General features: G+C 65.2%; 16 protein-coding genes. 8 read left to right on the top strand and 8 right to left on the bottom strand.

Going from position 1 to position 21,024, the window contains the following annotated elements; all coding sequences use genetic code 11:
* Positions 1-143 precede the first annotated feature (143 nt).
* Together Q9R17_RS06940 and Q9R17_RS06935 are read left to right on the top strand one after the other, a co-directional pair.
* Positions 144-2,966, top strand: coding sequence for a TonB-dependent receptor (locus Q9R17_RS06940; RefSeq protein ID WP_308157689.1), 2,823 nt, complete (start codon positions 144-146; stop codon positions 2,964-2,966).
* A gap of 136 nt (positions 2,967-3,102) precedes the next feature.
* The gene (locus tag Q9R17_RS06935) at positions 3,103-4,548 is read left to right on the top strand and encodes a DUF4832 domain-containing protein (protein ID WP_308157688.1); all 1,446 of its coding nucleotides are present in this window, start codon (positions 3,103-3,105) and stop codon (positions 4,546-4,548) included.
* 58 nt (positions 4,549-4,606) lie between these two features.
* Here Q9R17_RS06935 and Q9R17_RS06930 read toward each other — a convergent pair whose 3' ends face one another.
* Together Q9R17_RS06930 and Q9R17_RS06925 are read right to left on the bottom strand one after the other, a co-directional pair.
* Positions 4,607-6,115 carry a YifB family Mg chelatase-like AAA ATPase gene (locus Q9R17_RS06930; protein WP_308157687.1) on the bottom strand — a complete coding sequence of 503 codons (1,509 nt, stop codon included), beginning with the start codon at positions 6,113-6,115 and terminating at the stop codon, positions 4,607-4,609.
* A 151-nt stretch (positions 6,116-6,266) separates the two neighbouring features.
* Complete coding sequence (locus Q9R17_RS06925; protein WP_308157686.1) at positions 6,267-6,662, bottom strand: glycine zipper 2TM domain-containing protein; 396 nt, start codon at positions 6,660-6,662, stop codon at positions 6,267-6,269.
* A 648-nt stretch (positions 6,663-7,310) separates the two neighbouring features.
* Here Q9R17_RS06925 and Q9R17_RS06920 point away from each other — a divergent pair.
* A complete protein-coding gene (locus Q9R17_RS06920; RefSeq protein WP_308158301.1) occupies positions 7,311-9,590 on the top strand; it encodes a TonB-dependent receptor in 2,280 nt (759 codons plus the stop codon).
* A 226-nt stretch (positions 9,591-9,816) separates the two neighbouring features.
* Here Q9R17_RS06920 and Q9R17_RS06915 read toward each other — a convergent pair whose 3' ends face one another.
* Positions 9,817-10,173 (bottom strand): hypothetical protein, encoded by a 357-nt coding sequence (locus Q9R17_RS06915; RefSeq protein WP_308157685.1) that lies wholly within the window; start codon positions 10,171-10,173, stop codon positions 9,817-9,819.
* 1,018 nt (positions 10,174-11,191) lie between these two features.
* On the opposite strand from Q9R17_RS06915, the gene drt2 reads away from it, so the two are divergent.
* On the top strand, positions 11,192-12,457 hold the full coding sequence (drt2, locus tag Q9R17_RS06910) for an antiviral reverse transcriptase Drt2 (RefSeq protein ID WP_308157684.1): 1,266 nt from the start codon (positions 11,192-11,194) through the stop codon (positions 12,455-12,457).
* Positions 12,458-13,558: 1,101 nt separating this feature from the next.
* On the opposite strand, the gene Q9R17_RS06905 is transcribed toward drt2, so the two are convergent.
* Complete coding sequence (locus Q9R17_RS06905) at positions 13,559-13,813, bottom strand: hypothetical protein (RefSeq protein WP_308157683.1); 255 nt, start codon at positions 13,811-13,813, stop codon at positions 13,559-13,561.
* 2 nt (positions 13,814-13,815) lie between these two features.
* A complete protein-coding gene (locus Q9R17_RS06900; RefSeq protein WP_308157682.1) occupies positions 13,816-14,070 on the bottom strand; it encodes an accessory factor UbiK family protein in 255 nt (84 codons plus the stop codon).
* A 175-nt stretch (positions 14,071-14,245) separates the two neighbouring features.
* Between Q9R17_RS06900 and Q9R17_RS06895 the strand changes: the two genes are divergently transcribed.
* A complete protein-coding gene (locus tag Q9R17_RS06895) occupies positions 14,246-14,584 on the top strand; it encodes a P-II family nitrogen regulator (RefSeq protein WP_005411374.1) in 339 nt (112 codons plus the stop codon).
* A gap of 36 nt (positions 14,585-14,620) precedes the next feature.
* Here the strand turns inward: Q9R17_RS06895 and Q9R17_RS06890 are convergent, their stop codons facing one another.
* Positions 14,621-15,280, bottom strand: a complete 660-nt coding sequence (locus Q9R17_RS06890) for an RIO1 family regulatory kinase/ATPase (protein ID WP_308157681.1) — start codon at positions 15,278-15,280, stop codon at positions 14,621-14,623.
* 187 nt (positions 15,281-15,467) lie between these two features.
* Entirely contained in the window at positions 15,468-16,430 is a 963-nt protein-coding gene (locus Q9R17_RS06885; protein WP_308157680.1) for an alpha/beta hydrolase, read from the bottom strand.
* Between the two features lie 213 nt (positions 16,431-16,643).
* Between Q9R17_RS06885 and Q9R17_RS06880 the strand changes: the two genes are divergently transcribed.
* Positions 16,644-17,549 carry an aspartyl/asparaginyl beta-hydroxylase domain-containing protein gene (locus tag Q9R17_RS06880; RefSeq protein WP_308158300.1) on the top strand — a complete coding sequence of 302 codons (906 nt, stop codon included), beginning with the start codon at positions 16,644-16,646 and terminating at the stop codon, positions 17,547-17,549.
* 112 nt (positions 17,550-17,661) lie between these two features.
* Here the strand turns inward: Q9R17_RS06880 and speE are convergent, their stop codons facing one another.
* Positions 17,662-18,516: a polyamine aminopropyltransferase gene (gene speE / locus Q9R17_RS06875; protein WP_308157679.1), complete on the bottom strand. Its 855-nt coding sequence runs from the start codon at positions 18,514-18,516 to the stop codon at positions 17,662-17,664.
* A 198-nt stretch (positions 18,517-18,714) separates the two neighbouring features.
* On the opposite strand from speE, the gene speA reads away from it, so the two are divergent.
* Positions 18,715-20,604 (top strand): arginine decarboxylase, encoded by a 1,890-nt coding sequence (speA, locus tag Q9R17_RS06870; RefSeq protein ID WP_308157678.1) that lies wholly within the window; start codon positions 18,715-18,717, stop codon positions 20,602-20,604.
* 43 nt (positions 20,605-20,647) lie between these two features.
* The gene (locus Q9R17_RS06865) at positions 20,648-20,968 is read left to right on the top strand and encodes a DUF6122 family protein (protein WP_308157677.1); all 321 of its coding nucleotides are present in this window, start codon (positions 20,648-20,650) and stop codon (positions 20,966-20,968) included.
* The last annotated feature ends 56 nt before the right edge of the window (positions 20,969-21,024 follow it).

Raw genomic sequence — 21,024 nt, 5'->3', positions numbered from 1 at the left:
TCCATTCGAACGGTTTGAAGTATGCGTCCTTTCGATTGATTTCGCTATTGATGGAAAACGAAACGTCATATACGCTCGGTTTCGTTGCTAGTTACGCCCGGCCCCCACAGCCCGTCCAACGCCGCCGCTTCTGGAGATCGCCCGTGAACGCCGTCCGCCGCCTGCATCCTCATTGCCTGTACCACGCCATCACCCTTGTCCTTCTGACGCCAGCGGCCGCCTTCGGGCAGGAGGTGGCCCCGCCCACGCCGGCCCGTCCCGCTGACCAGGCCGCGGTGGATCTGGATACGGTGCAGGTCACCGGCGTGCGTGCCTCGCTGGCGCGTGCCACCGAACTCAAGCGCGATGCGGCCACCGTGCAGGATTCGATCAGCGCGCTGGAACTGGGGCGCTTTCCGGATGACAACGTGGCCGATTCGCTCAGCCACATCACCGGCGTATCGATCACCCGCACCGCCGGCGGCGAAGGGCAGAAAGTCAGCGTGCGCGGGCTGGGGCCGGAATACACGCTCACCACCTTCAACGGCCGCATCCTGGCCACCGATGGCGCCGGGCGTGATTTCGCCTACGACGTGCTGCCATCGGATGTCATCAGTGGCGCCGATGTGGTCAAGGGCGCCCAGGCGGCGCTGACCGAAGGTGCCGTCGGCGGCCTGGTCAACCTGCGCTCGGCCAGCCCGTTCGACCAGAAGGGGCAGCACGCGATCGTCCGGCTGGAGGGGGATCGCAACCAGATGTCCGAACTCAACGGCCGCAAGCTGTCGATGACCTACAGCAACACCTTCGCCAACGACACCATGGGCGTGGTGCTGGGCGCCGTGGTGGCCCAGCGCAAGGACCGTACCGACATCGCCGGCAATGAAGGCGGCTGGACCCGAAACCCGGACCCGGCCGATCCAAGCTGGCCCGGCAATGCCTGGGGCGGCAACATCGACCTCAACGGCAATGGCGAACTGGACCCGGACGAGTACGGGCTGATCGCACCGGGCCAGTTCCGGATGGGCTCGATCCTGGAAGAGAAGAAGCGGCGCGCGTTTTCCGGCAAGTTCGAGTGGCGGCCCAACGATGACGTGCGGATCGTGGTCGATGGCCTGAAAACGCGGCTGGATTCGCCGCAGGTGTCCTACCAGCAGTCGTTCTACCCGCTGTTCGCGCCGGGCCGCTGGTCGGATGTGACCGTGCAGAACGGCATCGTGACCGGCTTCACCATGGACAACCCCGACCCCGAGCTGCGGATGAACCCCGAGCTGCTCAACCAGACCGAGCACCGGGTGGTGGACACCGACCTGTATGGCATCAACGGGCGCTGGAACGTCAGCGACAGCCTCACCCTCACCGGCGATGTGTACCGCTCCACGTCCAAGCGTGCCTCCGGCGGGCAGGATACCTACGTGGTGCTGCGCATGAACCAGCCCAACGTCACGCGCATCCGCCTGGACGGGGGCCCCGTGCCCAGTGTCACCACGGTGCTGGCCGATGGCCGCGAGCTGGCCAGCGGCATGCAGAACGGCCAGTTCAGCGACAAGGATTTCAACACGCACTACATGGAACTGCGTGGCGACAACATCAATGATGAGATCACCGGTGCCACCGTCGGCGCGCAGCTGTACATCGGCCAATGGGGCGTGGATACCCTGCATGTCGGCCTGGGCCGCACCGAACGCAGCAAGCGCCGCGACCTGATCAACAACACGCTCAACGGCGGCGCCGATTACTACTCGGTGGACAACGCCATCAACGTGGGCGACCTGGGTGGCCGGGTGATCGACCGCTCGCTGCGCCTGCCGCACTTCATGGACAACGTGGGGGGCACGTTCCCGCGTGCGTTCCTGGGCTTTGATGTGCCGGCCTACCTGGCGGCGCTGCAGGCCTACAACGGGAAGCTGCGCCCGGATGGCACCGCCTACGACTACGCCAACGCGCAGCCGCGGTGGAACCCGCTGGAAAGCTACCGCGTGTCCGAAGACACCAACACGCTCTATGTGCAGGCCGATCTGTCCGGCGAGCGCTGGAGTGCCGATGTGGGCCTGCGCGTGGTGAACACCCGCACTCGGGCGCAGGCCTGGGATGCCAAGATCATCGCGCTGACCGAAAACGGGCCGTTCAACTACACCGCCACCTACGCCGCGCCCACGCCCATCGTCCAGGATGGCGACTACACCTATTTCCTGCCGTCGGGCAATTTCACCTGGCGCTTCACCGATGACTTGTTGCTGCGCCTGGGCGCGGCCAAGACCATGGCGCGCCCGCCGGTGAACAAGCTGGCCCCTACCAACAGCACCGCCAGCGTGTCCTGGGGCGAGTTCACCCAGACCTACGGCGGCAATGTCGACCTGAAGCCGTATACCGCCAAGCAGGGCGATGCATCGCTGGAGTGGTACTTCGCCGACCAGTCCATCGCCAACATCGCCGTGTTCTACAAGCGCATCCAGAACCAGATCACCACCAGCTGGGAACCGGGCCAGGACATCGGTGTTCCGGGCCACCTGTTCAACGTCACGCGCCCGATCAACGGCGATTACGCCAAGGTGCATGGCATCGAGGCCGGCCTGCAGCATTTCTGGAACAGCGGCCTGGGCTTCCGCGCGCAGTACACGCGCAACTGGTCCAAGAGTTTCGTCGGTGGCGAGGAGCGCCCGCTGGAAGGCGTCGCGCCGTCGGTCTATTCGCTGGGCCTGATGTACGAAAAGGGCCCGTGGTCGATCAGCGCCACCGCCGACCACAGCGACGGCTTCGTTACCGCCATCAATGTGATCGGCACCGGGTACAACACGCACGCCGACAAGCTCACCTGGCTGACCGCCAGCGTCAGCTATGAAGTCAATGACATGCTGACGGTCAGCCTGCAGGGCCAGAACCTGCTCGATGACGAGCAGACCTACAGCATCAACGGCAACCCGCTGCTGACACAGGGCTACTACCGTTATGGGCGCTCGTTCACCCTGGGCGTCAGCCTGCGCTTCTGATCCGCTGCATGCGCCCTTGCCGGCAGGCGATGCCGGCAAGGGCGCCGCTCCGCCTGACGTTCCGTGCAGGTGCTGGCGCCCTGGGCCTGCCCGGGCACGGAATGGACCGTTCCCCCACCCCAGCCAGGAAGCACCCATGAAAACGCATGCTCTGCCGCTTGCCCTTGCGCTCTTCGCTGCCTGCACCACGCTGCCCCCCACCGCCCATGCCGGCTCGATCAGCCCTGCCGTATCCAACCAGCAGTTCGACAACCCGCACCGCGGCTTCATGCTGTGGGGCAGTTCCTATGCCGCCAACGGCGGCGTGGACAACTTCCATGGGGCGCACATCTACCATGTGTACCTGCCGTGGCGGGTGATTGAAACCGCCGACCAGGTGTTCGACTGGCAGGCGGTGGAAACCCACTACCTGCAGCCCATCCTGGCCGATGATCCGCTGGCCACGTTCGTGCTGCGCCCGGTGGCGGATTACCCGGACAGTGCCGGTAGCCAGATCGATGCCTATTACACCGGTGGCGAAAACGAGCGCGACTACCCCAAGTTTTTGGAGCAGGCGCCGCTGTCGATTCCCTTCGCCGTGCGTGCCAAGTGCGATGGCGACGGCCCGATCCGCAGCCTGGATTACAACCACCCCGCTGCCCGCCAGCAGATGCAGCAGTTCGTGCAGGCGCTGGCGCAGCGCTTCGATGGCGACCCGCGCATCACCGCCATCCAGGTGGGCCTGCTGGGTTTCTGGGGGGAATGGCACACCAGCGGCTGCGAAGACCTGCAGCCCAACAGCCAGACCCGCAGCCTGATCCGCGATGCGTATGTGGCCGCGTTCAAGCGCACGCCGCTGCAGACCCGTTATGCGCGCCAGTCCGATATCGGTACTGCCGCCTTCGGTATCTACGAAGACTATTTCCCGTCCTTCACCGCAAAATGCACTGCCTTCAGCCCCGCCCTGCCCAGCTGTAGCGACACCGGCTGGTGGAACCTGGAATATGCCTTCACCCATGAAGCGCCGGCAGCCCGCCAGAACTGGAAGATCAACCCCATCAGTGGCGAAAGCCCGAACACGAACCAGAAGAACACCTGGACCCAGCGTACTGCCGATGTGCGCAAGCTGCTGCGTGATTACCACTTCAGCTTCCTCGGCCCGGCCGGCGCGCACGAAAAAAGCGGCAACGCGGCCAGCATGCAGCAGATCAAGCGCGACCTGGGCTACCGCCTTGCGGTGACCAAGGCCACCTGGCCGGATGTGCAGGTGCGCGGCCAGCAGGCAACCCTGCAGCTGAGCGTGGGCAATTCCGGCTCGGCACCGCTGTACCAGGGCTACCACGTGGAACTGCACTGGGTGGCCAGCAACGGCACCACCGCCGCACGCACCTCGCTGGCCGATATCGACCTCAATGCCGTGATGCCGGGCGAAACCACCCAGCACAACAGTGCCTTCACGGTACCGGCCGGCCTGTCCCCGGGCAGCTACGCGCTGCGCCTGGCCTTTGCCGATGATGCGCCCGGACGGCGCCACATCGCCCCGCAGAACGATGGGCAGGATGCCGAGCGGCGTCTGGTGCTGGGGCAGGTGCAGGTGCAGTGACGCCACACCCGTAGCGGGTGCGGCATGCAGGTGGGGCCACGCCGTGGTGGCCCCACCCCTATGGGCTGCTGCCCGTGCCGCGGTCCAGCTGCCGGTAGCCGATGGCCTCCATCAGGTGCGGCGTGCCGATGCCATCACTGCCGGCCAGATCGGCGATGGTGCGGGCCACGCGCAGGATGCGGTGCATGGCCCGCGCCGATAACTGCAGACGCTCGATCGCCTGTTCCAGCAGTTCCTGGTCGTCATTGGTCAGCGACGTGCAGCTGCGCAGGGCGGCGGCGGGCAGATGGGCATTGAGCGCACCGCGCTGCAGCTGCCGTTGCCGTGCCGCTTCCACCCGCGCGCGTACTGCCGCACTGGGCTCGCCCAGCGGCGTGGTCTGCCGCAGTTCGGCTGCTTCCATGCGTGGCACGTTCACATGCAGATCGATGCGGTCCAGCAGCGGGCCGGACACGCGCGCACGGTAGCGGTTGATGCGTTCATCGCTGCACAGGCAACGGTTGCTGCGGTCCCCGGCCCAGCCGCAGGGGCAGGGATTCATCGCCGCCACCAGCTGGAAGCGCGCCGGATAGGCCACGCTGCGCGCGGCACGGGCGATGCGCACATGGCCACCTTCCAGCGGCTCGCGCAGCACTTCCAGCGCGCTGCGGCTCCATTCGGGCAGCTCATCCAGGAACAGCACGCCGTGATGGGCCAGGGAAATCTCGCCGGGACGCGGTGGATTGCCACCCCCGGCCAACGCCGCCGGGCTGGCGTTGTGATGGGGTGATCGGAACGGGCGCTGGCGCCAGCGCCGTGGGTCCAGTCCCTCACCGCTGACCGAGGCGATCGCCGCGTGCTGTAGCGCTTCCTCTTCGCTGGCGTTGGGCAGCAGCCCCGGCAGGCGCGATGCCAGCAGGGTCTTGCCGCAGCCGGGGCTGCCAATCAGCAGCAGGTGGTGCCCGCCGGCGGCTGCCACTTCCAACGCACGGCGCGCGTAAGGTTGGCCGCGTACATCGGCCAGATCGGCCAAGGGGGCGGCACAGACCTCGGCACGTTGCGCGCGTGGCAGCACGTCTTCCTTCACCAACCCGGCGCAACATTCCAGCAGGGTGCGCGCCACCCGCACATCGGCGTGTTCGGCCAGCGCGGCCTCGGCGGCATTGCCGGGTGGCACCACCAGCGTGCGGCCGGCCTGCGCGGCGGCAATCGCAGCGGGCAGGGCACCGTCCACGGGCCGCAGTTCACCGGTCAGCCCCAGCTCGCCCAGGAATTCGAAGCGCAGCAGCGATTGCGGATCGATCTGGCCACTGGCTGCCAGGATGCCCAGCGCAATGGCCAGATCGAAGCGCCCGCCTTCCTTGGGCAGGTCGGCCGGGGCCAGGTTCAAGGTGATGCGCCGCTGCGGAAAATCGAAGCGCGCGCACATCAGCGCGGCACGAACGCGATCGCGTGCCTCGCGCACGCTGACTTCGGCCAGTCCGACCATCTGCGTGCTGGGCAGCCCGCCGGACAGATGCACTTCCACCCGCACCAGCGGGGCATCCACCCCGGCGCGGGCGCGGCTGTGGACCAGCGCCAGGCTCATGTCGTGCGTCCCTGCAGATGACCGGCCCTGATGATGTGCCGGGCGGCTACGAACGCCTATCAGGCAAGGCTGGCGTGGCGCATCAGGAATTTCCACGCCCCCGCGCCTCTGCAGGCCAGGCAACGTGGCCCGGCCTGCAGGCACCGCTCACTCAGCGGTGGCGCCACGAATGGCGGCGTTCCCAGTCACGACGGTCACGGCGCTCCTGTTCCCAACCGCGCTGCTCCCAGCGCTGCTGTTGCCAACGCTGCCGCTCCCACCGCTGTTGTTCCCACCGCTGCTGCTGCCAGTGCGGGGCAGGGCGGTAGTCGCGGCGTTCGGGGGTGGTCAGGTTGCCGATGGCACCGCCAGCCAGCGCACCACCGGCGATGGCGGCGGGGTCGCCATTGGACACCAACGAGCCGGCAACGCCACCCACCACCGCACCGACCACGGTGCGCTTGTCCTTGCGTGACATCGCATCGGCATCGCCGGCAACGAACGTGGTGGCTGCCACGGCCAGCGCCAACATCACACCGCGCATGCTGATTCCGGTTGCAGTGAACATGGGCGTCATCTCCTGTCATCGGGTGGAACCGCAGGCGGGTTTCGGCCTGCACCCTGACCGTAGAAAGCGAACATTGTGGGAAGGTTGCGCCCGTGCCGAGGCGGCGGCGCCCATTCAGGCAACGGCCATGCCGATGAAAGCGGTGTTCATGCAAGCGGCCGCGCAACGCCGCGCACATGCAGACACGATGCAGATATACGCAGGTATAGCCAGTACATACGGCGGGCAATAAACGCTGTACCAACGCGCAATGGTGCAACCGCACAACCGATGCAAAAATTCCCCGCATCGCTTCTCCACCCCCGTACTTCATCGTCGAGGAACGCGCAGTACCGCAGATGACCGTTCCCATCTGCTGACCCGCAGCGGGCCGCACCGGCCGCCACGCCTGCGGTTCCCCTTTCCGGCGCCGCACCGCCGTCGCCTGCCCACATCGCGATTGCCCAACCCGCCAGCGTGCCGCCCTGCGGCGCTGCGTCGCGCGGGGTGTGCGCTTGCGCCCAAACACCCACACACACCCTGGATCTGGCCATGAACACCTTCCCCATTTCGCCCCATGCCGTGCAGCCCGTGCTGCGCCTTCTTCCCGGCCCGCACACCGTGCGCCGCCGTGGCACGCCGCTGCTGCTGATCGCGCTGGGCACCTGCATGGCACTGCCGCAGGCGCAGGCCGCTGATGCCACCGATGGCGCCGACACCGCCACCGGCCCCACCACGCTGTCCGCACTGGATGTGGTGGCGTCCAAGCACTCGGCCAGCGTCGCCCCCACCCAGGTGGTCGGGCCGAACCGCTACGTGTTCAACAGCACCGATCTGGACACGGCGATGTCCGGCAACAACGGCCTGTCGCGCCTGAAGAACGTGCCCGGTGCCAGCTACACCGCCACCGATGGGCTGGGCCTGGATATTTCGGCCACCAGCCTGTTCGTGCGCGGCTTCCGCATGAATGAAATGGGCATCACCTTCGAAGGCGTGCCGCTGAACGACAACGGCTTCCTTTCGCTCACCGGCACCAGCGTGGTCAACGTCGGCGTGCCCGATGGCATCGGCGCGATCACGGTCAGCCCGGGTGCGGCGCCGGTCAGCGTTTTTTCCAGCAGCGTCAACGGTGGCAGCCTGGAATACCGGCTGGCCGCGTTGTCCGATAATCCTTCGCTGCGCATCAAGCAGGGCGTGGGCAGCAACAGCACGTTCGTCACCACGGTATCGGCACAGTCCGGGCAGCTGGGCGAGGGCGGCCCGAAGGTGCTGGTGGACCTGCAGCGCGTCTCGGCCGACAAGTACCAGGCCGGTGGCACGCAGAACTTCCTGCGTGGCGACCTGAAGGCCACGCAGGATGTGGCCTGGGGTGATTTCACCGTGTTCCTGTCGGCCAGCCACGCGGCGGTGTGGGGCTACAACAACATCTCCTTCGACATGATCCGCAAGCTGGGCTGGAAGGCCGACAGCTGGTACCCCGATTACGAGAAGGCGTATTACATCGCCCTGCCGGAAAACGCCGACAAGCCGTGCGGCGCCTACACCTGTGGCGAACTGGCCGCGCTGATTCCTTACGACACCGGCCAGGTGACCACCGACAAGATCGCCTCGGTGGCGCACAACTTCCGCCTGACGCCCGCGCTGAGCGGCAACGTGCAGCTGTACAACGCCAACAGCAGCACCAAGGCCACGCTGACCGACCCGACCACGCCCTCGCCCAACGGCGCGCCGTTCTCCGAACAGGTGCAGACCCCGCACCTGAACCGCATCGGCGGCATGTTCAACCTGACCCTGGTGGCGGGCAAGCACACCCTCACCACCGGTTTCTGGCAGGAAAAGAGCAAGGCCGCGGCCGAAACCTCGTGGTACACCGAGCCGCTGCTGGGCCAGGGCAAGCCGTTGAAGACCGTGGGGCCCTACGATGTGTACGGCCCGGCGTTCAAGGTGGAAAACCAGTCGAGCTGGGTCACCCGCTCGCGGCAGTTCTACCTGCACGATGACATCGCCCTGACCGACACGCTGGTGCTGGGCGCCGGCTTCAAGGCGGTGGACTTCACCACCACCGGCGGCGGCATCAGCGATGCCCCGGACCGCCCGGTGTACGGCACGCTGCGGGCCAAGAGCAACTTCCTGCCGCACCTGTCGCTGTTCTGGAGCCCGACCAGCAAGACCGATGCCTTCATCGATCTGGCCAACACCATGAACGGCTTCCGCGTGGCCCAGCGCGGCAACATCGGCTACACCGCTTCGGCCTGGACCATCACCGACCAGGAAGAATTCGACCGCATCGCACACACGCTGCGGCCGGAAAAGGACTGGAACCTGACCATCGGTGGCACCCATCGCTTCGACCGCGCCACGGTGACCGCCGATGTGTTCTACAGCGATATCCGCAACCGCCTGCTGTCGGCGGCCATCGGCACGCAGTTCCAGCAGATCAACACCGTGCGCCTGATGCCGAAGATGCACGTGATCGGCGCCAACCTGGGCGTGACGGCCGACCTGACCGAGCACCTGCAGTTCTACCAGGGCGTGGCCGTGGCACGTTCGTACTACGACCGCGATTTCGTGGTGAACGACACCGTGTACCCGATCAAGGGCAACGCACAGCCGGGCTACCCGCAGATTTCGCTGGTGACCGACCTGACCGCGCACTTCGGCGATTGGCGCTTTGGTGCCACCAGCACCGAATACCTGCGCCAGCCGTTCACGTACGAGAACGACATCCGCGTACCGTCGTTCTGGCAGGTCAATGCCTATGCCGCCTACCGCATGGGCGCGCAGAGCCGGGTGCCGGGCCTGGAATTCCGGCTGGACGTGAGCAACCTGTTCAACCGCAACAACATTGGTACCGCCACGATCGCCGGCTCCTCGTTCTCTGGCGATTACCAGACGCTGCAGCGCAGTGCGCCGCGGCAGGTGATGTTCAGCACATCGATGGCGTTCTGAGTGCGGGGCCGGCCTGCGGTGCTGGGGTGCACTGCGGGCCGGCCGGGGGCATAAGCACGGCGGGCGTTCACGCGGCCTTCGGCCACGCCCTGCCCACATCACCCATCCCCCTCAATGCCGGTGTGGGCCGGCGCCACCCCACGGCACCGGCCCACGCCGCCAGCGCGGGATGACGCCGCATCACCCGCCACCCTGCGGGCAACCACCGCGCCATCCCCACACGCGATCAACCCTGTGGGCGCATCCGTTCCTGGATGAAGGTGGTGAGTGCCAGCGATGCCATCGCCAGGCCTTCCATCACGCGGTCGCCCACGTACTGGTCGGGGTCGCCGTTCTGGTGCGCGCGTTCGGCCGCCAGCAGCAACTCCTGCACGATGCGCTGGCCGGTGAGGGCGCAGTCGGCATCGGCCATGGCCATCTGCCGGCCACGCAGCTGGTGGCGCTCGGGCCAGGGCTGTCCATCGGATGCGACGCCGCCACCAATGCTGTGCAGGATGGCGACGAGGCTGTTGGGGTCCACGGTGGACTCGGGCCCGGGCGCTTCCTGGATGTGGCGCGGGGAGGGGGAATGTGGCTTGTTCATGGCAGCTCCGTGCAGACAGGCAGAAGCCGCCACCGGTAAAGGTGGCGGACGATGCGTGGCTCGAAAACCGGCGTGTGATGATCCCCGGCGGGCCGAAGCCCCCACGCACCGCCCGCCATAGCCGGCAGACGGATTACCAGCCGGCACCACGCAAGGCGGTGCCGGCTGGTAAGCGTAAACATCATCACAACAGCGGGTTTTCGAGGCCCGGCCACCCGTTTCCGGTGGCGTAGTAACGATTACCTGCTGTTGTGTGAAATGCCAAGGGAAAGGGGCCAATGCCGCCACAACCCGAGACGTTTTCGTAATTGTCTCATAGGGGAAGGGTGGGGCAGAGGTATGGCTGGTAAGGCGTTCGGTGTTTTTGGGGTGGGGGCAGCAGATTGCGGGTCAGGGGCTGACGGCGAGCAGATTGCGACAAGTCTGTGCAGGGGCTGTTGGTAGCGGCTGTATGTCTGCTTTGGGGCGGGAGCAGACATCAGCACTGCGTTGACGCTTGGTCCGGGGCTATTCTCCGCTTTCGACCCCAAGAAGCCACTCACGAAGAGCTACAAGCAACTGCCCATGACCTGGTTCAGGCTCCTCGTCAGTGTCCGTGAGACTTGGGGGAACGCTGCCAAGCTGGCCTCATGCCACAGTATGAGGGTCTCGGTCGAAGCCTTACCTTGGTGAATCCATAAGCGGCTAGTTGATTCCCAGTCGATGAAGTGCTAAAAATGTGACGCCCATTCGGTTTTGGGGAATGGGGGAGTGCTTAGCACGCCAGGAGGGCGACCGCAGCATGCTGCGACCGCCACCCGGACGAGGTGAGCGACAAGGCTCGACATCAGTTCGACCGCAATCGTGATCATAAGTTCCTCCGAAACGTGGCTACACAACAATCTTGTGTCTATGCGGTTAAGCGCGGTTACCGGCCGCGTGGGTAGGGTCTCCATAGATGGAACCTGTGCAGTACCAACCAGGGGGGGTAAAGGTCGCCGCAGCCTGCCCCGCCCTGTAGAAAACTGGTCAGTTCAGCATGGGTAAGGAAATCCCAAAGTCAGCTCTCGAAGCTGCATATGTGCTCAGGAAGTACGTGCACTTCGACACCCCTCTTCCTCGCTCAGCGTGCAAGCAGCTGGTGTGTGACCCGGAGTCTGTTAGACGGCACTCTTTTTATCCCTTCATCCGCCATGACAATGTCAGGAACAAGTTCAAGCGGATCGGACCCGGCTTAGTAAAGAAAAGCAAGAAGATCCGGGACATAAGGTACGCGGCTCATGCGGATGCCGCGATTTACGCCTACTACAACTTTCTCTTGACGGAGCGTCTAGAGGTTGAGCTGAAGGCTCGAGGCCTCAGCGAGAACGTCATCGCCTTTCGTGCACTCAAGAAGTCCAATGTCGATTTCGCGCAAGAAGCGTTTGAGTGGATCGATTGCCATCGCCCGTGTACTGCACTCGGATTTGACGTCAGGGACTTTTTTGGGTCATTGAATCACCGGCTGCTTCGGGATCAGTGGGCATCTTTGATGGGCTTCCAAAGCTTGCCTGGTGACCACTTTGCGGTGTTCAAGTCCTTGACTAGGCACGCCTCAGTCGAGCTTATAGCCGCAAGAAAGGCGCTTAACTTGAGTCGCACAAGCCTAGGGCGTCTTGATCGGCTATGTGACGCCGCCGCATTCCGAAATGCTATCCGTGGTGGAAATCTGATCGAAGTGAACTCGAAAGATCGAGGAATACCTCAAGGGTCGCCAATCAGCGCTGCCCTATCAAATATCTACATGCTCCCCTTCGACGAAAAAATAAAAACGGCGATTGAAGATCTCGGAGGGATATACCGAAGGTATTGCGACGACATCTTGGTAGTTGTGCCCGGTGCGGATGTTGGAGCTATCTGCAAGTTGGTTGAATCAGAGTTGGCTGCACTGGCGCTTACAATTCAAGGCGCTAAGACGGTCAAAAGTCATTTTGATGCAGGAAAAGGGGCCGTGCCACTTCCGTATCTAGGCCTCACCTATGACGGCATCGAAGTTTTTCTGCGAGCCTCAGGTGTCTCCCGCTTCTACGTCAAGATGCGAAGAGGGGTTAAACAGTTTCGGGATGCCAAGACAAGCGACGGAGGCGTCGCTCTACTCGTGCAGCGGCGCAAGAATCTCTTAAATCGTTATTCCGAGCACGCGCCCAAGAATGGCCGGAGCTTCCTTAAATACGCAAAAATGGCGGCGCGCAAGACAGGATCGAACGTCATTGGCAGACAACTGAGAGCACATCGTAAGCGGTTGAAGTCGCTGATGGAGCATTGATTCGGCTGCCTATTGCCAGAGGCTTGGTGCAGCTCCGCAAGCATCGGTTCGCTGAGACGCGCTGGTCCGGGCCTGCCGCCTGCATGCTTTCGCGCGATGCAGGCGTACACGGGAGCCTGGCATTGAGAACAGTTCCAGGTTCACTTCTTCACATACGGATCTGGTGACTCAAGCACTGAAAAACGACAAGCAGGTGCTGACTCCACTGATCGGCTTACTCTACGAGTTGGTCAAGGCGGAACAGAACATTGACCGCAAGGAGCTTGGCGCGTGACTTATTCCGAATGAATCACCAAACGTAGCAGCTTGCTTGTAATCTCGCTGGTCCGTTTGGAGCTGTCGATGATGTTCCAGCGCTGCTGACGGCAGAACTGAATCTCTACGCTCCTTCTGGAGCCAAGTGGGGATCTAACAGGGTGAAGCGTGGCTGACCGACGTAGTCGTGCCTGCAATGGATGCCCACATGCTTGGCGACGTTTGATCCTGCCGGCAGATGCGCGGATGGTTGTCGAACATCGTGCTGATGCTTTCCCCGCCTCAGGTACCGCAGCTTGGTTGAGATCGCGTGGGAGTCTTGGATATTTTGGGCGCATCCTAGCGTGCACTTGGGATGTCCCAATGAATTCACGCAGGCATGGCCGCTTCTGGCCGGAAGCGGATGTCGGCGGAGCAGGGAGCTAAACCAACAAGCACGACACCATCCATGCTAGATTTTGTAGAATTTTTGAGCAGGTTGGTATAACAACTCACTCGGTCCGATGCCGCGCAGCATGGCTCACGTTAGGCGTCAGTCTCTAGGAAGATTCCATGTCGAGCTTTGGAAGCTGCTGCAGCGATATGAGCAATGCAATGACATCTCCGCCAGAGAAGTTGCTGCGTGTTGAGGACAACGGCGTCCTGTACTTGGCAGTCGGATACATCAACACTGACCAAGGTATCGGATGGTTTGATCAAGCTGTCATGTACTGCCCGTTCTGCGGCACAGCGCTTCAATCACGCACGGAGATACAACGCCATGCCGGTGCCTGATAGTTCATTCAAGGCGAACTCGCTTTTTGAACCGGCTTGATTCCAGAATCGCGTCCAGGGCAAACATTCCGCCTAACCGCCCCGCACCCACCGCCTGGCCCGCACCCAAACCGGCGCCAGCACCCCCGCACGGATCGCCCACCATTGCTGCTGCAGCTGCAGGCCGATCAGCAGCACGAACATATCCACGCCGATCAGGTTGACCAGCAGCATCAGCGACAGCAGTTCAGGGTTGGCCACCAGCAGCACGGTGGTGGCGAACACGATGATGGCCGCCCAGCGGCGGCCGAAACGGGAATCCAGTGCAGTGCGCAGGGTGCGCAGCACGCTCAGGCAGCGCTGTTGCCGCGGCCTTCCAGTGCTGCCACGGCCTGCTCCAGCGCATCCAGCTTCTCGCGGGTCTTCAGCAGCACGGCGCGCTGCACTTCGAATTCCTCGCGGGTCACCAGGTCCAGCTTGGTCAGCCCGGCCTGCAGGGCGCTCTTGAAGGTGGCCTGCAGTTCTTCGCGCGATTCGCGCAGCCCCGGCGGCACCAGGTCGCTCAGGCGACGGGCCAGGTCATCAAGTTGGTTGAGGTCGATCATGCGGACGACTCCGTGGGAGGTGGGCCTGCGCATCCGGCGCGGGGCTGGCCTGAGGGCCGTGGGGGGACAATGCGCCAAGGATACTGCCGGCCCCCGGCCAGTGACAGCGTGGTCCGGTTTCGCATGGCGCCCGTTCAGGCGCTATCCTCGCCACCGGAACACAGGAGGATCGACGATGAAGATGGTCATGGCGGTGATCAAGCCGTTCAAGCTCGACGACGTGCGCGAAGCGCTGGCCGAGCGCGGGGTTACCGGCATCACGGTGACCGAGGTGAAGGGCTTCGGGCGGCAGAAGGGCCATACCGAGCTGTACCGCGGCGCCGAATACGTGGTCGATTTCCTGCCCAAGGTGAAGCTGGAAGTGGCCGTGACCGATGACCAGGTGGAGGCGGTGGTGGAAGCCATCGTCAAGGCCGCCGGCACCGGCAAGATCGGCGATGGCAAGGTGTTCGTGTACGACCTGGGCAGCGTGGTGCGTATCCGCACCGGTGAACTGGACGCTGACGCGCTGTAAGCGCGGCAGGCGCAGGCGGCACCTGCAACCCAGCGCTTACCGCCGCTTCGCCCACCGATAGAACCGTTTCCAGCCCTGGCGCACGGCGGCCACCCAGCCGGGGTCGGCCACCAGGGCGGCCTGCGCGGCGCTCGGTGCCTGGCCGGTCACGCGCTGGCGCATCTTCAGCAGGTTCTTCATGTCGCTGCGGCGCAGCTGCCGGGTGACCGGGTTGTGGCGCAGCCAGCGCGGCACGCGCCAGGCCGAGGTGAAATCCAGCAGCACGGGGACACCGGCGCTCACGACCACGTTGGTGCCGTGCAGGTCGTTGTGGGTGATGCCGGCGGCATGCAGGCGGCCCAGGGCGCGCTGCAGCTGCTCGAACACTTCACCGCTGACGGCCTGGGCGCTGGTCAGCGTTTCGCCGGGAATGAATTCCATGCCCACGGCCAGTCCGCCCAGCGTGCCCAGCAGCGCCGGGGCGTGCTTCCAGCCGCCCAGCCGGGCCAGCATGCGGGCCTCGCGGCGCACCATCAGCCGCGCGATCAGCGCCGCCGGCGTGCCGCGGTAGCGGGAATAGTCCTTGACCACCGCCAGCTGCCCGTCCAGGCAGGTGCGGTACACATCCGGGGCCAGGAAGCGCTCGCCGCGCTTGAGCAGTTGCGGTGCCATGGCGTCGCCGCCACAGGGGGGAAGGGGGGAGGTGAGCAGGGTCATGACGTTCTCTGGCTGACCCGGTGGGTGGCGCGAAGCGTCAAGCGAACCGGTGTTACGGGGGGAATGTTGCTGTCCCGTTAATTTTAGTACCGGGTAGTTTGCTATTCCACGATTTGTCGGAGATTTGTCGGAGCCGCCACTGGAACAGTTCGTCGCGCAACGCTGGACAGTGGCGTCTCACTTCATCTCAGGGTCGTTGAAGATCAACAACTTGGGCGCGGGATGCACTATCCCGCAGCGGCGCGAGGAAATCGGCCAGTGCGGTCTCCAGCTGCGCGAGCCCGGGGGATTCGATCGGGAAGTGGCCGCAGCCTTCCAGCAGTACCCGGCGCTTGGGCGCGGCCAGCCGGTCAAAGAACGGATCGCTGATGGCGACCGGGGTCCAGGCGTCGTTGGCCGGGTGGGCCAGCAGCACCGGGCAGCGGTCGAAGGCTTCCGGGGCGGGCACGTCGGCGTCGAACAGCGAGGCCAGCAGGCCCACCGGCACGCGGTTGCCGCCGCCCATCGGGTCGGCGCAGACCACGGCGGACAGCGCCGCATCGCGCGACATGTGCTGCATGTGGGTGAACCAGCGCACCGGCACGCGCAGGCCGCGGGTGATGCGGGCCAACGGGCGCAGCCAGGGCAGGCTGTGGCGCATCCAGGGATAGCGCACCAGCGCGGCCTGCACGGCGGCGTCGCACGGGTTGGCCAGGGTGGTCACCACCAGCCCGCGCACGTGCGGCGAGCGGGCCGCCACCTGGTAGGCAAGGAAGCCGCCGATGCTGGCCCCCAGCAGCACGATGGGCCGGGGCCGGGCGCGGTATTCGGTGTCGATCAGGGCCAGCAGCGCCTGCTGCCAGACGCCGTAGTCCACCTGCGTCCAAGGGGCGCGGTGGCGGCCGTAGCCGGGCAGATCCGGGGCGATCACTTCCACGCCGTGGCGGCTGAGCCGCTGCGCGAGCGGCGCGAACAGGCGCCCGTAGCCGCCGGCGCCATGTACCAGCAGCACGCTCACCGGCGCGTCGGCCGGGCCGTGCCGGTCCAGCGGCAGCGTCCAGCCGCCGGCACGCACCGTTTCAGCGTGGGGGGCCGGATGCGCGTGCGGCAGGCCGAAGAAGGGCAGGTAAGCCCGCCAGTACGGCGGATAGGGATCATGCGGGGCGATCATGCCCCAGTGTCGCATTGCCGGTGAGAAGCCTGAACAGGCCGGCAAGGGTGCTTGACCCCGGCCGGATCGCTGCCGACCATACGCTGTTGTCCCGCGACAGCGACGGCCGCCCCCTTCGGCACGCCCCCGTCCCTTGCCGCGCCATCGGTGCTGGCCGCCCGGCCACGCATCGCCCCCACCGTTTGGTCCGGCACAGGCCGGAGGTAGCTGATGATCATCAAAATCGTACTGGCAGCGCTGTTCGTGGCCTGCGTGCTGTACATCCATTTCCGCGGCAAGGTCCGTGCGCGCTGGGCCCGCCAGCTGCTGGACCATTCCAGCTTCATGGCGCCCATCAACGTGGTGATGTACCTGTTTTCCAAGGTGCCGACCACGCCGTTCCTGGACCCGGGCAAGGAGTTCCCGCAGCTGGAGCCGCTGCGCCAGAACTGGCAGATGATCCGCGATGAGGCGCTGGCCCTGCGCGATGCGGACAAGATTGCCGCCTCGAGCAGCTTCAACGATGCCGGCTTCAATTCGTTCTTCCGCCGGGGCTGGAAGCGCTTCTACCTGCGCTGGTACGGCCCGGCGCACCCGTCGGCCAAGGCGCTGTGCCCGAAGACCACCGCGCTGATCGAATCGATCCCGGACGTGCGCGCGGCGATGTTCGCGCAGCTGCCGCCGGGCAGCGAACTGCGCCCGCACCGCGACCCGTTCGCCGGTTCGCTGCGCCTGCACCTGGGCCTGACCACGCCCAACGACGATGGCTGCTACATCGTGGTGGACGGGGTGAAGAAGAGCTGGCGCGATGGCGAATGGATGATGTTCGATGAGACCTACATCCACCATGCGCACAATGAAACCGACCAGGACCGGGTGATCCTGTTCTGCGATATCGCCCGCCCGCTGCACTTCGGCCTGCCGGGCTTGTTCAACCGTGCGGTGGCGGCCACGCTGCTGGCCGGTGGCGCTTCGCCGAACCTGCCGGGTGACCCGACCGGTGGCGTCAACAAGGCCTTCGGCAGCCTGTACAAGGTGCGCCTGAAGGCCAAGGCGCTGCGCGAGCGCAGCTGGCTGGCCTACCAGCTGATCAAGTGGGGCCTGGTGGTGGCGGTGGTGGCCGGTATCTGGGCGCTGTGATTGAACGGCTGCCGGGCAGGGCCCGGCACTGCCGGACAACAAAAAACCCGCGCTGTCGCCAGCGCGGGTTTTTGCTTTGGCAGGTGCCAACCGGGGTTGGCACGCTTTCCGATCAACCCTTCAGTGCGGCCTGCACGAACGGCGGGGTGACCAGCACGCCGGTGTGCAGCGCGGCGGTGTAGTACAGGGTGTCAAAGCCCTTGGCGGCCGAATCGGCCTGGCGGAAGTCGAAGCCGCTCTCGCCCTTGCGGGCCAGGGTGACGCTCCACCAGCCGGTGGGGTAGCACGGCTGCGGGAACGGCAGGGTCTTGAACGAACCGAAGCCGGCCTTGCCCATCTCGGTGCGCATCTCGTTGATCAGTTCCAGCTGCATCAGCGGCGATTCGGACTGCTGCACCAGGATGCCGTCGTCCTTCAGGGCCTTGAAGCAGCTTTCATAGAAGGCCTTGTTGAACAGGCCTTCGCCCGGGCCGACCGGGTCGGTCGAATCGACGATCACCACGTCCACGCTGCCGGCCGGGCAGTTGGCCATGTAGGCCACGCCGTCGTCGAACAGCAGCTCGGCGCGCGGGTCGTTGTTGGACTCGCACAGTTCCGGGAAGTGCTTGCGCGCCATCACGGTGACCTGCTCGTCGATATCGCACTGGGTCACGCTCTCCACGCCGGTGTGCTTGAGCACTTCGCGCAGGGTGCCGCAGTCGCCGCCGCCGATGATGACCACGCGCTTGGGGGCGGCGTGGGTGAACAGCACCGGGTGGCTGATCATCTCGTGGTAGAAGAAATTGTCCTTGCTGGTCAGCATGATGGCCCCATCGATGGTCATCAGGTTGCCCCAGTCGGTGGTCTGGAAGATTTCGATCTTCTGGAACGGCGACTGCACCTCGTCCAGCTTGCCGGTGATGCGGTAGCCGATGGCCGAGCCGGTGCGCTCGAAGTGTTCGATGTACCAGTTGTTGCTGTCAGTCATGGAGCGGGTCCTTCTGGGTCCTGTTCGGAGGGTAAAGCCGGGCTGGCGGGCGGGGCCGCGTGGCACAGATGCCACATCCGGACGGATCGGCCCGTTCAGGTTCAGACCTGCCACGGGCGCGGGCGCGCATGATAACGGACCTGTCGGCATATAGGCGTTATCATGCCCCCCCTTTTATTACCAACAAGGCCGACTGCAATGACCGATTGGTCCCTCGACCAAGCCCGCAAGACCTACTCGATCCCGCATTGGGCGGATGGCTACTTCGATGTGGATCAGGCCGGGCATATGGTGGTGAGACCGACCGGGGCGGACGGCCCGGTGGTGTCGCTGCCCAAGGTGGTCGATGCTGCCCGCGCGGCGGGTGCCAAGCTGCCGCTGCTGGTGCGCTTCCCGGACATCCTGGGCCAGCGCCTGGGCAAGCTGCAGGCCGCCTTCGCCCAGGCCCAGCAGGACTGGGAGTACGCCGGCGGCTACACCGCGGTCTACCCGATCAAGGTCAACCAGCACCGCGGCGTGGCCGGCACCCTGGCCAGCCACCACGGCGAAGGCTTCGGCCTGGAAGCGGGCAGCAAGCCCGAGCTGATGGCCGTGCTGGCGCTGTCGCGCCCGGGCGGGCTGATCGTCTGCAACGGCTACAAGGACCGCGAGTACATCCGCCTGGCCCTGATCGGCCGCAAGCTGGGCCTGCAGACCTTCATCGTCATCGAGAAGCCCTCCGAGCTGAAGCTGGTGCTGGAAGAGGCCAAGGCGCTGGACGTGAAGCCGGGCCTGGGCGTGCGCATGCGCCTGGCCTCGCTGGGCGCGGGCAAGTGGCAGAACAGTGGTGGCGACAAGGCCAAGTTCGGCCTGTCCCCACGCCAGCTGCTGGACCTGTGGAAGTCGCTGCGTGACACCGAGTACGCCGACTGCCTGAGCCTGCTGCACTTCCACATGGGCTCGCAGATCTCCAACGTGCGCGACATCGCCAACGGCATGCGCGAAGCCACCCGCTACTTCGTGGAACTCTCGCGCCTGGGCGCGAAGATTACCCACGTGGACGTGGGCGGTGGCCTGGGCGTGGACTACGAAGGCACCCGTTCGCGCAGCTTCTGCTCGATCAACTACGGCCTGCATTCGTATGCCAGCAACATCGTGCAGCCGCTGGCCAGTGCCTGCGAAGAGCACGGCCTGACCCCGCCGCGCATCGTCACCGAGTGTGGCCGTGCGATGACCGCACACCACGCGGTGCTGATCGCCAACGTGTCCGAAGTGGAGCAGGCGCAGGAAGGCCGCGTGCCCGATGCGCACGACGACGAACCGGCCTCGATCCGCCACCTGCGCGAAATCCACGACGAACTGGACCAGCGCCCGGCCATCGAGCTGTTCCAGGAAGCCCAGCATTTCCATGCCGAAGGCCTGGCCAGCTACGCGCTGGGCCAGATCGACCTGCCGCAGCGTGCGCGCATCGACGATCTGTTCTATGCCATCGCCCATGGCGTGCGTGCGCGCCTGAGCTATGACGAGAAGAGCCACCGCCCGGTGCTGGATGAACTGAACGAGCGCCTGGTCGACAAGTACTTCGTCAACTTCAGCGTGTTCGAATCGATTCCGGACGTGTGGGCCATCGACCAGGTCTTCCCGATCGTGCCGATCGAGCGCCTGGACGAGCAGCCCGACCGCCGCGGCATCATCGCCGACATGACCTGCGATTCGGACGGCATGGTGGAAACCTACGTCGAGAACGAAAGCCTGGACAGCTCGCTGCCGCTGCACGCGATGAAGCCGGGCGAAAGCTACCGCATCGGTTTCTTCATGGTCGGTGCGTACCAGGAAATCCTGGGCGACATCCACAACCTGTTCGGCGATACCGACGCGGTGGAAGTGCTGGCCGATGCCGATGGCTATGCCATCACCCAGCAGCGCCGTGGCGATACCACCGATGTGATGCTGGACTACGTGGGCTACAAGCTGGACGAGCTGCGTGCGGTGTACCAGCAGCGCGTGGCCGCCGCCGCGCTGTCGCCGGAACGCGCGCAGGAGCTGTCGCAGGCGCTGGAAGCCGGCCTGACCGGCTACACCTACCTGTCCGACGAACCGCTGGCCTGAGGGACTGCGGGGCGCCGGGGATGACCCGGCGCTCCCGGCAGCGATGAGCGCCCGCGCGATCTTCCACCTGTTCCTGCATGCCGCCGTGCCCGCGTTGCTGGCAGGGCTGTTCTGGCGCAAGCGTTTTGCCTCGGCCTGGCTGCTGATGCTGCTGGGCTGGGTGATCGACCTGGACCACCTGCTGGCCGACCCGATCTACGCCCCGAACCGCTGCAGCATCGGCTTCCACCCGCTGCACACCGCCCCGGCCATCGCCGTGTATGCCGGCCTGTGCGTGCCGAAGAAAACCCGCTTGTTCGGTATCGGGCTGATGATCCACATCGTGCTCGATGCCATTGATTGCTGGTGGATGCACCACCGGTAGGGGCGGGCGGCTGCCCATCGATGATGGGGACGTATGCCGGTTGTGATGCGGGATGG

Origin of the sequence: Stenotrophomonas sp. 24(2023), assembly GCF_030913365.1 — a bacterium.
In the GTDB taxonomy this organism is placed as follows: Bacteria; Pseudomonadota; Gammaproteobacteria; order Xanthomonadales; family Xanthomonadaceae; genus Stenotrophomonas.
Note: the sequence above shows the minus strand (reverse complement) of the source record. Positions and strands in the feature narration are given on the sequence as shown.

Coding starts and splice junctions, on each gene's coding strand:
- Q9R17_RS06935 (WP_308157688.1), top strand. CDS start 3,103: ATGAAAACGCATGCTCTGCCGCTTGCCCTTGCGCTCTTCGCTGCCTGC.
- Q9R17_RS06930 (WP_308157687.1), bottom strand. CDS start 6,115: ATGAGCCTGGCGCTGGTCCACAGCCGCGCCCGCGCCGGGGTGGATGCC.
- Q9R17_RS06925 (WP_308157686.1), bottom strand. CDS start 6,662: ATGTTCACTGCAACCGGAATCAGCATGCGCGGTGTGATGTTGGCGCTG.
- Q9R17_RS06920 (WP_308158301.1), top strand. CDS start 7,311: ATGGCACTGCCGCAGGCGCAGGCCGCTGATGCCACCGATGGCGCCGAC.
- Q9R17_RS06915 (WP_308157685.1), bottom strand. CDS start 10,173: ATGAACAAGCCACATTCCCCCTCCCCGCGCCACATCCAGGAAGCGCCC.
- drt2 (WP_308157684.1), top strand. CDS start 11,192: ATGGGTAAGGAAATCCCAAAGTCAGCTCTCGAAGCTGCATATGTGCTC.
- Q9R17_RS06900 (WP_308157682.1), bottom strand. CDS start 14,070: ATGATCGACCTCAACCAACTTGATGACCTGGCCCGTCGCCTGAGCGAC.
- Q9R17_RS06895 (WP_005411374.1), top strand. CDS start 14,246: ATGAAGATGGTCATGGCGGTGATCAAGCCGTTCAAGCTCGACGACGTG.
- Q9R17_RS06890 (WP_308157681.1), bottom strand. CDS start 15,280: ATGACCCTGCTCACCTCCCCCCTTCCCCCCTGTGGCGGCGACGCCATG.
- Q9R17_RS06885 (WP_308157680.1), bottom strand. CDS start 16,430: ATGATCGCCCCGCATGATCCCTATCCGCCGTACTGGCGGGCTTACCTG.
- speE (WP_308157679.1), bottom strand. CDS start 18,516: ATGACTGACAGCAACAACTGGTACATCGAACACTTCGAGCGCACCGGC.
- speA (WP_308157678.1), top strand. CDS start 18,715: ATGACCGATTGGTCCCTCGACCAAGCCCGCAAGACCTACTCGATCCCG.
- Q9R17_RS06865 (WP_308157677.1), top strand. CDS start 20,648: ATGAGCGCCCGCGCGATCTTCCACCTGTTCCTGCATGCCGCCGTGCCC.